General features: G+C 53.3%; 16 protein-coding genes. 12 read left to right on the top strand and 4 right to left on the bottom strand.

The genetic code is table 11. The annotated features are described in order from the left end of the window. Nucleotides 1-74: 74 nt before the first annotated feature. The 7 genes from ACYZTL_RS19075 (at nucleotide 75) to ACYZTL_RS19045 (ending at nucleotide 6,374) form a co-directional block, all read left to right on the top strand. A complete protein-coding gene (locus tag ACYZTL_RS19075) occupies nucleotides 75-536 on the top strand; it encodes a GNAT family N-acetyltransferase (protein ID WP_461953054.1) in 462 nt (153 codons plus the stop codon). 338 nt (nucleotides 537-874) lie between these two features. Further along, nucleotides 875-1,531, top strand: a complete 657-nt coding sequence (locus ACYZTL_RS19070; RefSeq protein ID WP_461953053.1) for a DedA family protein — start codon at nucleotides 875-877, stop codon at nucleotides 1,529-1,531. Between the two features lie 3 nt (nucleotides 1,532-1,534). Further along, nucleotides 1,535-2,347: a M90 family metallopeptidase gene (locus ACYZTL_RS19065; RefSeq protein WP_461953052.1), complete on the top strand. Its 813-nt coding sequence runs from the start codon at nucleotides 1,535-1,537 to the stop codon at nucleotides 2,345-2,347. 113 nt (nucleotides 2,348-2,460) lie between these two features. Beyond that, nucleotides 2,461-2,988, top strand: a complete 528-nt coding sequence (gene ppa / locus ACYZTL_RS19060; RefSeq protein WP_008052339.1) for an inorganic diphosphatase — start codon at nucleotides 2,461-2,463, stop codon at nucleotides 2,986-2,988. A 223-nt stretch (nucleotides 2,989-3,211) separates the two neighbouring features. Further along, nucleotides 3,212-3,964 carry a S24 family peptidase gene (locus tag ACYZTL_RS19055; protein WP_461953051.1) on the top strand — a complete coding sequence of 251 codons (753 nt, stop codon included), beginning with the start codon at nucleotides 3,212-3,214 and terminating at the stop codon, nucleotides 3,962-3,964. 523 nt (nucleotides 3,965-4,487) lie between these two features. Next, nucleotides 4,488-5,702: a tyrosine-type recombinase/integrase gene (locus tag ACYZTL_RS19050; protein WP_461953050.1), complete on the top strand. Its 1,215-nt coding sequence runs from the start codon at nucleotides 4,488-4,490 to the stop codon at nucleotides 5,700-5,702. Between the two features lie 21 nt (nucleotides 5,703-5,723). Beyond that, nucleotides 5,724-6,374 (top strand): hypothetical protein, encoded by a 651-nt coding sequence (locus tag ACYZTL_RS19045; RefSeq protein WP_461953049.1) that lies wholly within the window; start codon nucleotides 5,724-5,726, stop codon nucleotides 6,372-6,374. Nucleotides 6,375-6,377: 3 nt separating this feature from the next. On the opposite strand, the gene ACYZTL_RS19040 is transcribed toward ACYZTL_RS19045, so the two are convergent. Together ACYZTL_RS19040 and ACYZTL_RS19035 are read right to left on the bottom strand one after the other, a co-directional pair. Continuing rightward, nucleotides 6,378-7,478 (bottom strand): YagK/YfjJ domain-containing protein, encoded by a 1,101-nt coding sequence (locus ACYZTL_RS19040; RefSeq protein WP_461953048.1) that lies wholly within the window; start codon nucleotides 7,476-7,478, stop codon nucleotides 6,378-6,380. A gap of 358 nt (nucleotides 7,479-7,836) precedes the next feature. After that, the gene (locus ACYZTL_RS19035) at nucleotides 7,837-8,037 is read right to left on the bottom strand and encodes an AlpA family phage regulatory protein (RefSeq protein ID WP_233146709.1); all 201 of its coding nucleotides are present in this window, start codon (nucleotides 8,035-8,037) and stop codon (nucleotides 7,837-7,839) included. Nucleotides 8,038-8,478: 441 nt separating this feature from the next. Here ACYZTL_RS19035 and ACYZTL_RS19030 point away from each other — a divergent pair, with 441 nt between their 5' ends. The 5 genes from ACYZTL_RS19030 (at nucleotide 8,479) to radC (ending at nucleotide 12,483) form a co-directional block, all read left to right on the top strand. Beyond that, nucleotides 8,479-8,808, top strand: a complete 330-nt coding sequence (locus ACYZTL_RS19030) for a hypothetical protein (RefSeq protein ID WP_198919423.1) — start codon at nucleotides 8,479-8,481, stop codon at nucleotides 8,806-8,808. Nucleotides 8,809-8,879: 71 nt separating this feature from the next. Then, entirely contained in the window at nucleotides 8,880-9,848 is a 969-nt protein-coding gene (locus tag ACYZTL_RS19025; protein ID WP_461953047.1) for a DUF932 domain-containing protein, read from the top strand. Nucleotides 9,849-9,929: 81 nt separating this feature from the next. Beyond that, nucleotides 9,930-10,934 carry a YqaJ viral recombinase family nuclease gene (locus ACYZTL_RS19020; protein WP_461953046.1) on the top strand — a complete coding sequence of 335 codons (1,005 nt, stop codon included), beginning with the start codon at nucleotides 9,930-9,932 and terminating at the stop codon, nucleotides 10,932-10,934. 78 nt (nucleotides 10,935-11,012) lie between these two features. After that, nucleotides 11,013-11,933 (top strand): recombination directionality factor, encoded by a 921-nt coding sequence (locus tag ACYZTL_RS19015; RefSeq protein WP_461953045.1) that lies wholly within the window; start codon nucleotides 11,013-11,015, stop codon nucleotides 11,931-11,933. A 52-nt stretch (nucleotides 11,934-11,985) separates the two neighbouring features. After that, nucleotides 11,986-12,483, top strand: a complete 498-nt coding sequence (gene radC / locus ACYZTL_RS19010; protein WP_461953044.1) for a RadC family protein — start codon at nucleotides 11,986-11,988, stop codon at nucleotides 12,481-12,483. A 243-nt stretch (nucleotides 12,484-12,726) separates the two neighbouring features. Here the strand turns inward: radC and ACYZTL_RS19005 are convergent, their stop codons facing one another. Next, the gene (locus ACYZTL_RS19005; protein ID WP_461953043.1) at nucleotides 12,727-13,542 is read right to left on the bottom strand and encodes a hypothetical protein; all 816 of its coding nucleotides are present in this window, start codon (nucleotides 13,540-13,542) and stop codon (nucleotides 12,727-12,729) included. Further along, the gene (locus tag ACYZTL_RS19000; protein WP_461953042.1) at nucleotides 13,539-14,606 is read right to left on the bottom strand and encodes an ATP-binding protein; all 1,068 of its coding nucleotides are present in this window, start codon (nucleotides 14,604-14,606) and stop codon (nucleotides 13,539-13,541) included. The genes ACYZTL_RS19005 and ACYZTL_RS19000 overlap by 4 nt, the downstream gene beginning before the upstream one ends. Nucleotides 14,607-14,615: the final 9 nt, after the last annotated feature.

Here is a 14,615-nt window from a genome sequence, read left to right as displayed (position 1 = left end):
ACACGGCTGCCCGAGTGAAGAACCGTTCGCCGTCAGAACACGTGAAGACAGCCACTTGAAGACGAGACCTATCGATGCGGATTATTCAAGCGACCCTCGAACATCTGGACCTGCTGACCCCGTTGTTCGTCAAATATCGCGAGTTTTATGGTTCCCTGCCGTATCCGGACTCGTCTCGGGCGTTCCTCGAGAAACGTCTGCGCCGCAAGGAATCGGTGATCTACCTGGCCCTGCCCGATGACGACGACAACAGACTGATGGGTTTCTGTCAGCTGTACCCGAGCTTTTCGTCGCTTTCGCTTAAACGCGTGTGGATCCTCAATGATATCTACGTCGCTGAAGATGCCCGCCGTCAGTTAGTGGCTGACAACCTGATGCGTACCGCGAAAAAAATGGCCAAGGAAACCAATGCCGTGCGCATGCGCGTATCCACCAGCAGCGACAACAAAATCGCACAGAAAACCTACGAGTCCATCGGATTCAAGGAAGACACCGAGTTCAAGAACTACGTGTTGCCGATCAGCGACGAGCTCTGACCCCGCTGCGCTGTGGCGAGCTCTTGTGGCGAGGGAGCTTGCTCCCGCTCGGCTGCGGAGCAGTCGTAAAATCGGCCAATGTAATTCCCCTGACCTACCGCGAACTCAGGCTTGGGGAGTGCTTCGCCCTCCAGCGGGAGCAAGCTCCCTCGCCACAATGAATGGTGTAATTGCCAACTCTCGCGACATCCCCGGCTACAAACTCGACGCGCTTTTCACTTTTCAGCCCGTATAATGCCGACCTTTCCGCTTGTAAGAAAAACTACACTCGTCAGTAGCCTTAAGCGAATTCATCCGCACAGGCCTGCCGAGTCTCGCCGTCACCACAGGTGCCCCCCATGGATTTCAACCCGCTCGACCTTATCCTGCATCTCGATGTTTACCTCGACTTGCTGGTAAACAACTACGGGCCATGGATCTACGCCATCCTGTTTCTGGTGATCTTTTGCGAAACCGGCCTGGTGGTGATGCCCTTCCTGCCGGGTGATTCCCTTCTTTTCATCGCTGGTGCTGTAGCGGCCGGTGGCGGCATGGACCCTGTGCTGCTGGGCGGCCTGCTGATGCTCGCGGCGATCCTTGGCGACAGCACCAATTACATCATCGGACGAACGGTCGGCGAGCGGTTATTCAGCAACCCGAACTCGAAAATCTTTCGTCGCGATTACCTGCAACAAACCCACGATTTCTACGACAAACACGGTGGTAAAACCGTGACCTTGGCGCGTTTCCTGCCGATCATCCGCACCTTTGCACCGTTCGTCGCCGGCGTGGGGAAAATGCCTTATCCGCGCTTCTTGGCTTTCAGCGTCCTCGGCACCATCCTCTGGGTGGGCGGCCTGGTGACTCTCGGTTACTTCTTCGGCAACGTACCGTTCATCAAGAAAAACCTGTCGCTGCTGGTGGTGGGCATCATTCTGCTTTCGCTGTTGCCGATGATCATCGGCGTGATTCGCAGCCGCTTCGGCAGCAACGCGTCCAAAGCCGAACCACGCTGAGCGATGTGGTCGCTCAGCGCCTGGCGTCGCCGGCGCATCCTGGCCAGACACCCGATTGCCGACGACATGTGGCAGCGGGTCCGCCATCACCTGAGTTTTCTCGACGGCATCAGCGAAGCTGAAGACCAGTGGCTGCGCGAAGCCAGCGTGCTGTTCCTCGAAGACAAACACCTGACCGCCCTGCCCGGTGTCGAACTCCATCAGGAGCAGCGCTTGCTGCTCGCCGCCCAGGCGCAATTACCCCTGCTGAACCTGGACGATCTGAACTGGTATCAGGGCTTTCACGAAATAGTCCTTTACCCCGACGACTTCCTCAGCCCGCAGCGCCATCGCGATGCCAGTGGCGTCGAGCACGAATGGGACGGCGAGCACAGCGGTGAAGCCTGGCAGCAAGGCCCGATCATCCTCGCCTGGCCCGGCGTGATGGCCAGCGGCGGCTGGGAAGGCTATAACCTGGTGATCCACGAACTCGCGCATAAACTCGACATGCTCAACGGCGACGCCAACGGCCTGCCACCGCTGCACGCCGACATGCGCATCAGCGACTGGGCCAGGGTCATGCAAGAAGCCTACGACGACCTCGACCGGCAACTGGAGCGCAACCCGAACGCCGAAACCGCCATCGACCCCTACGCCGCGGAAAATCCCGCCGAGTTTTTCGCCGTCACCAGCGAATACTTCTTCAGCGCCCCGGATTTGCTGCACGAGGCGTATCCTCGGGTGTATGAACAGCTGAAGCTGTTTTACCGGCAGGACCCGTTGACCCGGCTGCGGCAACTTCTGGCCGAAGACCCGGTCTATCAGGCACGCGACTAAGGTCTCTACGACCCTTGGTACGTGGCATCAACGGCGGAATATGCCTATAATCGCCGCCACTTTTTGGTCAATCCGGCCAAGTGTTTTTGGTCAACTAACGGGGGCACCGCCCAATGAGCTACAGCAAGATTCCGGCTGGCAAAGACCTGCCGAACGACATCTACGTCGCGATCGAGATTCCGGCCAACCACGCGCCGATCAAATACGAAATCGACAAAGACAGCGATTGCCTGTTCGTTGACCGTTTCATGGCCACCCCGATGTTCTACCCGGCCAACTACGGTTACATCCCGAACACCCTGGCTGACGACGGTGATCCCCTCGACGTGCTGGTCGTGACCCCTTACCCGGTTGCTCCAGGTTCCGTGATCCGTGCTCGTCCGGTCGGCATCCTGAACATGACCGACGACGGCGGCGGCGATGCCAAAGTCATCGCAGTCCCACACGACAAGCTGTCCCAGCTGTACGTCGACGTGAAGGAATACACCGACCTGCCACCGCTGCTGATTCAGCAGATCGAGCACTTCTTCGCGAACTACAAAGATCTCGAAAAAGGCAAATGGGTGAAGATCGAAGGCTGGGCCGGTGCAGACGCCGCCCGCGACGCGATCACCAAGTCGGTTGCTGCCTATAAAGGCTGATCGCCGCTTCTCACGAACGGCTGTAACGAAGAACCCCGGTTGATCCGGGGTTTTTTGTGGGCGTTTGAATATCACATTCAACGGTAGGTTTAACTGGCGGGCAAACCGGTTTTTTCTTGTTTAATTTTTACAAAAGACGTCTTACATCAGGACTTAAATTTCACGCCAGATTTGATCGTTTTGTTGAATCAAAGCCTTATGCCGCACGGCTAGACTCGTGTTTATGAAAAAGAACAAAACCTGCGGCCCACGATTCAGAATGCTCCTGAAAGAGTTCCAAATCACGACAACGAGATTTGCCGAATTCCTGGGCATTCCCGACCCTCAAACTGTCCATAACTGGTATACCCGCGGCGTGCCCGACTACCGCATGGAGGATGTCGCCAGAAGACTGTCCGTGAACACCGAATGGCTGAAAACCGGCGAAGGACCGAAAGACGCCAGGGAATTGCACCTGATCGATGCATCCGGCAACACCTTCGACGCCCAGTCGATCCGGGGCACCTATCGGGTCATCGAGCCAGTCGATATCGAACTGCCCTTTTACAAAGAAACGGCCATCACGCCCGGCTCTGAAAAAACCCATGTCATCAAAGACCCCAGCGAATCGATTCGCCTGCCTCGCAGCAATCTCGACTCCCTGGAAATCAATCACGCCGACGCCATCTGCGCCCGGATGGTCGGCAACAGCATGGCCGAAAAAATCGAAGACGGCTCCATCGTCGCCATCGACCGCGGGCTCACACAAATTGTCGATGGAGAGATTTATGCCATCGAGCACGACGGCATGTTGCGCATCAAATACCTGAGCCGGGTACCCGGCAACGCGATTCGCATGCGCAGCCACAACAGCGCCGAGTACCCGGATGAGGTCTTCAGACCTCCGCAAATCGAAGAAGAAAACATCAGGGTGCTGGGATGGGTGTTCTGGTGGTCGACCCTGAACAAACGCAGGCCGCCCGTTCCTTTCTTGTAACACTTTGACGGGTATGTCCACTCCAACAGGCATGCACATTCCCTGTGGGAGCGGGCTTGCCCGCGAAGGCGGCAAAACATTCACCCTCAATCCCAAGGTCGGTCACCTTGCCCCAAGCCTCCCGACAGCTCTATCTCAAACACCAAGCTGGGAATTCCCCAAAAAAATCAGTATGCTGCGCCCCACATTTGCGCATCACCCCGCCCCGCGGCTCTGATCGCACCGACAAGGCAGATGATTTTCTCGCCGAGTCCCACAGCCGGACGCAAGATCCGGGTGTACGTTTTGAAGGCTGGCGCGGTTTACCAAAAATGAACCAAGCCAGTCCCCGAGAAGCCGGCCACAAGCCGGCTTTTTAATTGTCCAAAATAATTCTATCCCATCCGAGAATCCTGCTGATAGCCTAGCTATTACGGGCGCTTCAGACGTGTCCCTGTCCAATGGCGTTGAACGCCATTTGACCCCATCCGACGATGAGGTGGGGGGACAGATGGGGGGACAAAGGGACGAAAGGGGAAAACAAATGGGTAAGCTGAATCCAAAACAAGTCGAAAACCTGACCGAACCCGGCACCTATGAAGATGGCGATGGGCTTCGCTTGATCGTCAAACCAACCGGGCGCAAATCCTGGATTCTTCGCTTTCAACTGACAGGTCGTCGTAGAGAGATGGGCTTGGGCTCATTCCCTGAGGTGAGTCTCAAGAAAGCCAGACAAGACGCCAGCAATAAACGAAGCCAGTTGAGCGATGGTATAGATCCTCTAGCCGCTCGCGACATTGAGCGCGCTGCCCAACTTGAAGCACAGCGAACGAGCGAGGCAAAACAGCTAAAATTCGAGACACTCGCGAAGGAGTACTGCGAGGCACACGGAGGCACTTGGTCAGAAAAGTGGCGCAAAGGCTGGCTGCGGAAGCTGGAGCTGTATGCGTTTGACCACATCGGCAAGCTGTCAGCCGGGGAGATTGGTACGCCTCAGGTGCTCAAAGTGCTGCAACCAATCTGGATCACCAAGACCAGAACCGCTGACGAGGTACGCGGGCAGATTGAACAAGTACTGGACGCGGCCAAGGCACGTGGCCTACGCGAAGGTGAGAACCCTGCTCGCTGGCGTGGTCACTTAGACAATCTGTTGAGTCGTGCTGAAAAGAAGAAGGCTCGGAAGCGCGAGCACTTTGAAGCATTGCGCTGGCAGGATGTACCCACCCTGATGGCTAAACTCAGCGCAAACACCACACCAGCGTCCTTGGCCGCTCAATTCCTAATCATGACCAGCGCACGCGCCCACATGGTGAGGTTTGCACGTTGGGATGAGTTTGATCTGGAAGCCGGCACTTGGTCTCTGCCGGATGAGCGTATGAAAATGAGGGTAGCTTTTATCGTCCCGCTCTCTGATGAAGTCGTGAAGCTGGTGCGGAGCATTCCACGAGTTGAAGGAAGCCCATTTCTATTCCCAGGGCAGGGCAAGACAGGGGTTATGCACGCAAACGCCGTACGCACGCTTCTGCATAGCATGGACTACGAACAGATCACCCGGCACGGCTTTCGTTCGTCTTTTCGTGACTGGGCAGGTGAATGTACAAATTATCCTCGTGAGGTTTGCGAGATGGCACTCGCTCACGACGAGCGAGATCAAACAGAAGGGGCTTACTCCCGCTCCGATTTTCTAGACAAGCGGCGCGCCCTGATGATTGATTGGGCTAAGTTCCTAACCTCACCTAAACACAATGAAGAGTCATAAAACATACGGAGCAATAAAAAAATGCTTTTTGAGATGCTAGCTAATAAATCTCCAGAAACCCTAATCTTAAATACATGGGAATCCCTTCGAACAACATATAACCTCATTCCAGAAAGCACTTGCTTTGATGGTTTTACCCAAGGGCTTAGGGATGGTATTAAAAAAGGCGAAATTAGCGAGGCACTGCTCGACGATCAATGGCTAGTACATATTGCTACAGATCAAATGAATCCAACCTATCCATTTATTTATGCATGCCTCCTAAATGAAATCGCACAGCAAACCCTTGATAGTGGAGACCTGAATAAAAGCTGGCCCTTGATTGTACAGGCCAGTACGAAAGCTGAAGTGGCGGCTGTCCATGCTTTCTATAATTCCGAAATAGATATCCACGCAGCCCTGAATCATCGCAGAGCATCTACTGCCGCCAATGCCAGCAACTCAAAACTCCAACCAGCAAAAGACTACGCCGTAACACTCATGAGGGAAAAACGTCCTAAACATGGCTGGTTGGATTTAAAGCATGCTGCGCAATCAATAGAGAATGAACTGGGTGATTTTATCGATAGAGAAAGAATCAGCTTGTCGAAAAACCTGCTCGTAAACACTCTCAAAAGGTGGCACAAGACCGATGAGCAATTCCGTGACTTGGTCAATGAAATCATCGCTTAATACCTAGATAGAAGACTGAGCAGCCTCACTTACGAGTAGCCTTCTAGGTCGCCCCCTCTTCTTGATTGCTATTTTAGGCATCTCCCCGCGACCAAAGGTCCTGGCCCGCCCCTCAGTTGCTATGCGCATGTAATACTCAATTTTAGTCAGATACACTGCCGCGTTCTGCAAGTTTTTCCGCTTCTCTCTATCGGAGTGCTCAATCATACCAATACCACAGGCACGATAATTACTCTTGGTACGATTACAGTTGTAATACACCCCCTGCCCTTCCGTAGCTCGCTCAACCCAAAGCTCACCAACAGTTCTAGCCCAGGACACATCTTCACGCAGCTTCGAACCATCTAGAAAAAACATGCAGTGATAATGGTAACCCTTAGAAATGCCAAATTCCAACTTCCAAGCATGCCCTAAGAGGGTTTTAGAAGGCAGCTTACGTCGCAATAACTTTAAGAGTTTCTCTCGCTGAGTCTTTACGGTTTCAAATTGCATTCCTTCTCGAAACCGGGGAACCACAGACTTAGAGTAGCCAAGATCCACCCTCAAGACCAGCACTCGCGAACATCCTTCAAAAATTGCATCAATGTAGGTCAGGAGGCTTTTGTAGTTTTTATTCGAGAGCCTACGGTGCGTATTAATATTCGCTTTGAAAGCACGCCCCCCTACGGTAGCCCGTATCCCCTCTATGACGCTGTTCAGGGACTCTATCACTCCTGTAGGATCACCGTTGACATATCGAGGATTCCTTAAGTTGTAATACATCCGAGCATGTTCATGTGAACACTCAAAGAATGCTTTCACATAAGGAGTGAAGTCATGAATAGGATAATACTTTTCGATCTCCTCCCAGGCCCAAAGATTCATCAACAACCTTTTCCCAGTTCTCGTCATTCCGACTCTTGACTCACTTCGAAAAACCTGAACATAGAAATGATCACCATCACTCGATGCGATTTCCTTTACCAGTGATTCGATGTCTTTAATTTTCAGTACTGCACCACGCTCTCCTCCAACAGCTATACCTTTAGTGTTATACGTATCGAAATATGTAGTCGTACTTTCCAACAAAGCTGCTTCGACGCGCTGAAGCTCTTTCTTTTTCATATTTAGTCTCTGCCCACTATTCCTAAACGCCTGTGCTTGGCATGCACAGGCTTATGCCGTGACAACCACAATAAATATACACCCACCTTATTAGACCCACCGCCTTACGCAAACCAACAACAGTTGCTGGCCAATACAGCCAGCATCACTGCCACCTACCAATGAGTGATAGGAATGGGATATTGTTGATAGAGCTAATAGCTAATAACAAAGGATCCAGAATTCCCTTACTCAGTCCGCACAGGGCAATTCAGGCAACAGAAACGCCCCACTCCAGAGTCACCCCGAGCAAAAAGACAATTTGTTCTTTATCCCAATTGTCGAGTTAGTGAAAAACGTATTGATTGATTCATTGACATCAGACACTGGCCTCAACCACTTTTGAACGAATCCAATCATTCACGCTTTCCTCCAGCCAACCAACGGCAGAGCATCCGATCTTCAACGGTTTGGGGAACGTGCTGTCGTAACGAGGTGAGGCAACATTCATCCGGTCATAAATAGTCGACCGCGATAAACCAATACGTTCCTGTACCTGCTTCAACCGAAGCACCCTCATTTGCGTGTGAGCTTTTGCGTCCATCGTGCACCTCTCGTCAGTGGAATTTGCTACGAGGTGGACTGTAAATGGTCTGCCTGAATGCGTGCAGAAAGGTGCTTACGTATAGAAATACACAGCGTGAACCCGCCCCGTGATCCCACACACAAGAACCAACCCAACCATCACTACCAACCTCACAAGTACTAACTGGCGCATGGGTTAGAGAACCAAGTCGACCACATTGAAAAGACCAAAATAGAATAATTAGTCTTTTGCTTATAGCTTTATGGAATATAAACTTTTACAAATATTCACTCATTAATTTATCGCAAATAGTCTATTTAAATTTATCTCAAACACACATTACAAATATGAACTCCAGCTTCAATCAGTTAGAACAAGCAAACAACAACCCTCTAACTATAAAAACACTCAAGCAATCAATTATGGAGAAACAATATGTATACCCCTTGCCCAAGCTGTAACTCAGGACGTGTGGTTACTAAAAACATCGGCAAACAAGCGGGAGGCCTGATTGGTGCCGCTGGCGGGGCTGCGAGTGGCGCTGCCGGAGCGCTGTCGGGTGCAGAAGTCGGTGCAGCACTGGGCGTGGTTGGCGGGCCAGTCGGGATTGCTATCGGCAGTATTGCTGGAGCACTACTCGGAGGACTGTTTGGTGGAGTGGCTGGCGGAATAGCCGGTGCAACTTTGGGCGAACAGATCGATGAGAAAGCCCTTAATAATTACCAGTGTTTGCACTGCGGTTACAGCTTCAGCGTCAATCGTTAAGTCGTTGTGAACAGGCGTCGTTTGTTGATGAAACGACGCTCTTTTCCATTCATTCGCAAGGAATCATTCCCATGGCTCATCTCGTTGAACAAATGGCTTACGTTGGCGCTACGCCCTGGCATGGCCTGGGCAGTCGCCTCTCCCCCAAACAACCGCTGGAAGTCTGGCAGCGTGAAGCGGGTATGGACTGGAAGATTCAAGAAAGTCCTGTTCACTTCAAGGCCGACAGCATTGGCCCACTGGGCACCATCCACTCGTTCCCGGAACAAAAAGTGCTATATCGTTCCGATACCAAGGCACCGCTTTCCGTCGTATCCAACCGCTACCAAATCGTGCAACCGCGTGAAGTCCTAGAGTTCTACCGGGATCTGACCGAGGTCTCCGGCTACGAGTTGGAAACCGCTGGCGTGCTAAAGGGTGGCCGCAAGTTTTGGGCCTTGGCACGCACCGGTCAATCGACCGAGTTGAAGGGCAACGATCAGGTCAACGGCTATCTGTTATTGGCGACGTCCTGTGACGGGACGCTGGCCACCACCGCCACCCCTACCACCGTGCGCGTGGTCTGCAACAACACGCTGACCATCGCCCTGGATGGCACCACCCACGCGATCAAGGTGCCGCACAACACCCGCTTCGATCCGCAAACAGTGAAAAAGCAGCTGGGCATCGCCGTCTCGCAATGGGACGAGTTCATGTACCAAATGCGGGTACTGGCTGAACGCAAAGTGCAGTGGCATGAAGCGATGGGCTTTTTCATGAACGTGCTGTGTGACGTAACCCCCAATAGCAAACTGCCCGAAATCCTGCCGAACGAGCGCGCACTGCGCAAGGTTCAAAGCCTGTACGAAGGCGAAGGTCGCGGCGCCACACTGGAATCGGCCCAAGGAACTGCATGGGGCTTGCTCAACGCGGTGACCGAGTACGTCGATCACGAGCGACGGGCTCGCAGTACCGAATACCGCATGGACTCAGCTTGGTTTGGCCAAGGTGCTGTCATCAAACAACGCGCCCTGCAGGCCGCACTGCAACTAGCCGCCTAGCTCCACTCACTTACTCAACCGTTAAAGCGCCTGGTTAGCCTCTGCTGGCCAGGCGTTTTTTATGCCGCACAGGAAAACATCATGGGCACGCAAACTCTGCAACAACCCAGCAGCAAACCCCGTCCGGCGTTGCGCCTGGTGGGCACCAAACAGCTACCAAGAGAGGATTGGCTGGCCGTGCGTAAACAAGGCATTGGCAGCTCGGATGCCGCCGCTGCCGTAGGGCTTAACCCGTACAAATCCCAGCTGGAACTGTGGATGGAGAAAACCGGGCGTGATACCTCACTGCCCAAGCTCGATCCGCAGGATGAGGAAAGCCCGGCTTACTGGGGCAACATTTTGGAGCCTATCGTGGCGGCGCATTACACCAAGCGCAGTGGCCACCGGGTCCGACGAATCAATGCCGTACTGCAACACCCAGACCCGCAACTGAGCTGGATGCTGGCCAACATCGACCGTGAGGTGATCGGCGCACCAGAGGTGCAGATCCTCGAATGCAAAACCGCCGGCATAAATGGCGCACGCCTCTGGAAGGAGGGTGTGCCCGAGTATGTGCAGTTGCAAGTCATGCACCAGCTCGCCGTGACTGGCAAACAGGCGGCGGATGTGGCGGTACTGCTCGGCGGTCAACACCTGGAAATCCATCGCATCGAACGCGACGAGGCGCTGATTGCTCGGCTGATCGACCTGGAGCGGCTGTTCTGGGATTACGTGATCAGTGATACCCCGCCGCAGGCCGATGGTACTGACTCAGCAGAAGCGGCGTTGCGCTGCCTCTACCCCGAGGACAATGGTCGGACCCTGGACTTCAGTCAGCACACGGAGCTGGCCACCACCTACCTGGAGCTCAAAGCTGTTCGCCAGAGCATTAACCAGCAGGAGACGCGTGAGGCGCAGCTCAAGCAGGTCCTGCAGCAGGCCATTGGTGAAGCCACCCGCGCAGAGTTTGCTGAAGGTTATATCAGCTGGAAGAAGTCCAAGGACAGCATTGGTCTGGATGTCGAACAGATGCTCAAGGATAAACCCTACCTGCATGCCCGCTACCCCAAGATCAAAACAGGCAGTCGCCGCTTTCTGATCAGCTGAACCATTCCCCGTCACCCAAGCCACCTGGACCGTTTACGTCCCGGTGGCTTTTTTATTATCAGTTGCAGGAGATTCATCATGCTCAAAGGTCTGGCGATCACCCCTCCGGTACTCGGACGTATCTCCATCGGGAAGGTCGTGGAGAAAAACGGCAAACGACTGCCGGAAAAGGACGACCAGTTCACCATTACTTCGCAGGTACAGAGCCGTGAAGGCTGGCTGCTGCATCCCCTTAACGAAGAACTGCGCAATGGTCAGGGCGGCAAGCTGCGCAGCATTCCGATCCACTTACTGTTCAACGAGCCGGACCTGAGCTTTCGCGCTGACTACAGCCTGTTCGACCGTAACACGGGCAGACCGCTGTGCGTCGGCAATGGTGAGACCTGCAAGCGTTTGACCAAGGACGGCATCCAGTCGCTGCCCTGCCCTTCACCGGATGGCTGCTCACTGGCCCAAGGCAATGCCTGCAAGCCTTACGGTCGGCTGAACGTGGTGATTGGCGATGATGATCCGCTGGGCAGCTTTGTGTTTCGCACCACCGGTTTCAACAGCATCCGCACCCTGGCAGCGCGCCTGCATTACCTGCAAGCAATCTCCGGCAACCGCCTAGCCTGCCTGCCACTGGAGCTACGCCTGCGCGGTAAGTCCACCCGGCAGAGCCATGGCACGCCGATCTTCTACGTGGACATCACGGTGCGCAGCGGCCTGAGCATGGAAGATGCCTTGCTGGAAGCCAAGCAACTGGAGGAAACCCGGCAAGCCGCGGGATTTGACCAGAGCGCCCTAGATCACGCGGCCCGGCAGGGCTTTAACAATGGGGCCTTTGAAGACAGCGAGGAGGACACCGGGGCCATTGTCGAGGAGTTCTTCCCCACCATTGAAGATCAGCCCAGCCCAATAGAGCCCCAAGCCCAACGGACAGCACCTGCCACCCCCTCACTGGCTCAGAAGTTGGAGTCGCAAGCCATGTGGCACAACAGCAGGCCTTCGGTCCAGTAACGCTTTTCTCAACTTCCCCAGCGTGCTCCCTAATTCGTACAGGAATACAGTCATGAAATATCACAAACTCAGGGCTGGCGAAATGACCGGTACCTACGTCATGGAATCCCCGGTCACCGAGGCCGACATCCTACAGATGGCTCAACAACTCGCGATGAGTCGTCTATCTAAAGGACAGGCCTTGACTGAGCCCAGGCAAGTATTCAGCCATCTACAAACACTGCTGCAATACCATGAGTACGAAGTCTTTGCTCTGCTACTGCTCGATACCAAACACAGAGTAATAGGGTTTCGGGAGCTGTTCAGAGGCACGCTGGATGGTGCCAACGTGTACCCACGAGAGGTGGTCAAGATTGTCTTGGAGCATAACGCAGCGGCGGTGATCCTGGTTCACAACCATCCCTCCGGAGACCCGGAGCCCAGCCTGGCTGACCGCAAGTTGACTACAATTCTCAAAGATGCACTCAACATGGTCGGTACACGGACCTTAGATCATGTGGTCGTGGGCCATGAAGGGTGCGTGTCTTTGGCTGAACGGGGTTACCTTTAAAAGCACGACCACCAAGTTCAACCGTCGGCATGAGCTGTCTTTGCCGCAGCTCATACCTTTTTTCTACGAGGAGCTTGCCATAGCCGTTTTACGCTTTCTGGATTTGATGTTCGTCTTTATCAGCATCTTGGCCTGCTGCGCTGCTTCCGTGCTGGCGGCCTCAGAGCGCGAAATATTCAGAGACAGTCTCACTCTGCCGTTTGCTAAGCGTCCGCCCATAACATATTTCTCTGGTACTACCTGTCAATTCAACCCCATTCGCTCCCATACGAAATCAAGGTCGTCAGGAACGCTCATAAATCTGATAATGGACTTTTGCCTATCAATTGCTGACTTTTGGCCGAGTAAATCATTCAGCGATCTATCTATTACCGCCTCGTAGAATTTTTTCCCATGAACATGGCGAGCGAGCTTTTCGGTCAGTGATAAACGTGAGACCGCTTCCAGCTTGTCCCGAAATCGCTGCATGATGTCATTTGGCTCCATGAACTGATGCCATTCAGCCAGGACCCTGAGTATTTCCCCATGATCAAAAGAGATATCAGGATCAAGCAGCTTCTCTTTGAAACCCAATGAGCGTAGCCCTTCCCATAATGGATTGACAATTGACCACAACACACCGTGACTTACCCAGCGATCAAGATCTTGCAAAACCAACTGTTCCAGCTGGGCAAAACCTCCCGTGAGTTTTTGCTGCTGTTTTGGGGGCAGGGCACTCCATAGTTCGCGGGGTAATACCAAGTAGTTTTCGATACAGTATCTAGGCAAGAAAATCAGGTTTTCCATTGCCTGGGCTATTTCGGTTATTTTCTCGTCAGACCACTCGTCGCGATCCACCAATCCCAGCCAATCCGGTTCTTGCACGAGGATATCAATGACGTTTTGCTTTTTACCTGCCGAAGCCAGCACCCAATCTTTTCCGAAATTTGGATGGCGTTTCCCCAAAAAAACCTCAAAGGCCTGAACGTCGTCCACTCCCTCCAGCAAAAACACACGCTTGCTGGAGTTACCGATCTGCTGTTCCTTGATTTCGCGGATACGGGTTTCCAGCTTGCTCATGCATCAGCTCCTTTGGTGTGGAGCTCAATACGCATCCCTTGGCTTTCGTAACGCTGCCAAACATCTACCGAGTGAGAGGTAATAATTAGCTGACCACCGTGATTCTCAATAAGTTTTTCTACTGCATTCAGTAGTGGTGCGACCAGTGATGGATGCAGGTACAAATCGGGCTCATCGATCAGTACAACTCCACCTTTTTGCAGCCAGCGATGCAGCAGATAGAGGAGAATCAGCACCTGGTGTTCACCAGCGCTGAGCTCATCCAACGAGTGGTAAACGCCGCGCTTTCCATTGATCTTCACGCGTAACCGCCCCTCACCCGGCTTGATGTCGGGGTCAATCTCTTTCCCGACAAGAAACTGGTTAAGTCCTCTAATCACTTCATGGAACTTGTGAAGCTGCGTTGTCTTTAAATTTATAAGCGACGCCTCTAACTGACCTCGCCAATCCTCAGAAACTACATACTTGGCAAGCCAGCGCTGAGTCAGAATGTCGGGCAAAGGCTCAGAAACATTTCTTTTGGGTGAGACCCAGCGCCGCTCTTCCGCATCCAGGTAAATCAGGTTCGGGGCGTCGACCTTCTCGTGGGACAGAATCAATTGCTTGCGACTTTCAGACCATTTTTCAATCCAGGCTTCTTTGGGAAGATACAAGGAGCGCTTTGGCTGGCCGGGCTTGCCGGTTCTGGCAACTGATTCGCCAATCCAATGGGTGTTCGAGTGTTTGGCTTGCATAGCCTCCACCCAATCCATATTTCCAAAAACCAACCCTACCGAGTCAGATGTAAAGGGCTGCAGATTTTCAAAAACTACCGCGATCCCCTCCCAGCGCTGTAGCCATTGTCTGGATTCATGTTTTTGCGGCAGAGCCTTGCGCTGATCCAGCCAGTAACCCAGTGCTTCCCACAGCGTAGCGACTGCACGCAAAACGGTTGATTTTCCGCAACCATTTGGGCCGGTCAGGAGTATTTTTGACTCCAACTCTTCGGTCCAGTCATTCTGGAAAATGATTGGCTCACCGCTCAAAGGCCCAACAGACTCTGCATGTATCGATGAAATTTTCATTGTGCTTTT

The organism is Pseudomonas sp. LB3P81 (assembly GCF_054897965.1).
This window is presented reverse-complemented; position numbering and strand designations above follow the sequence as displayed.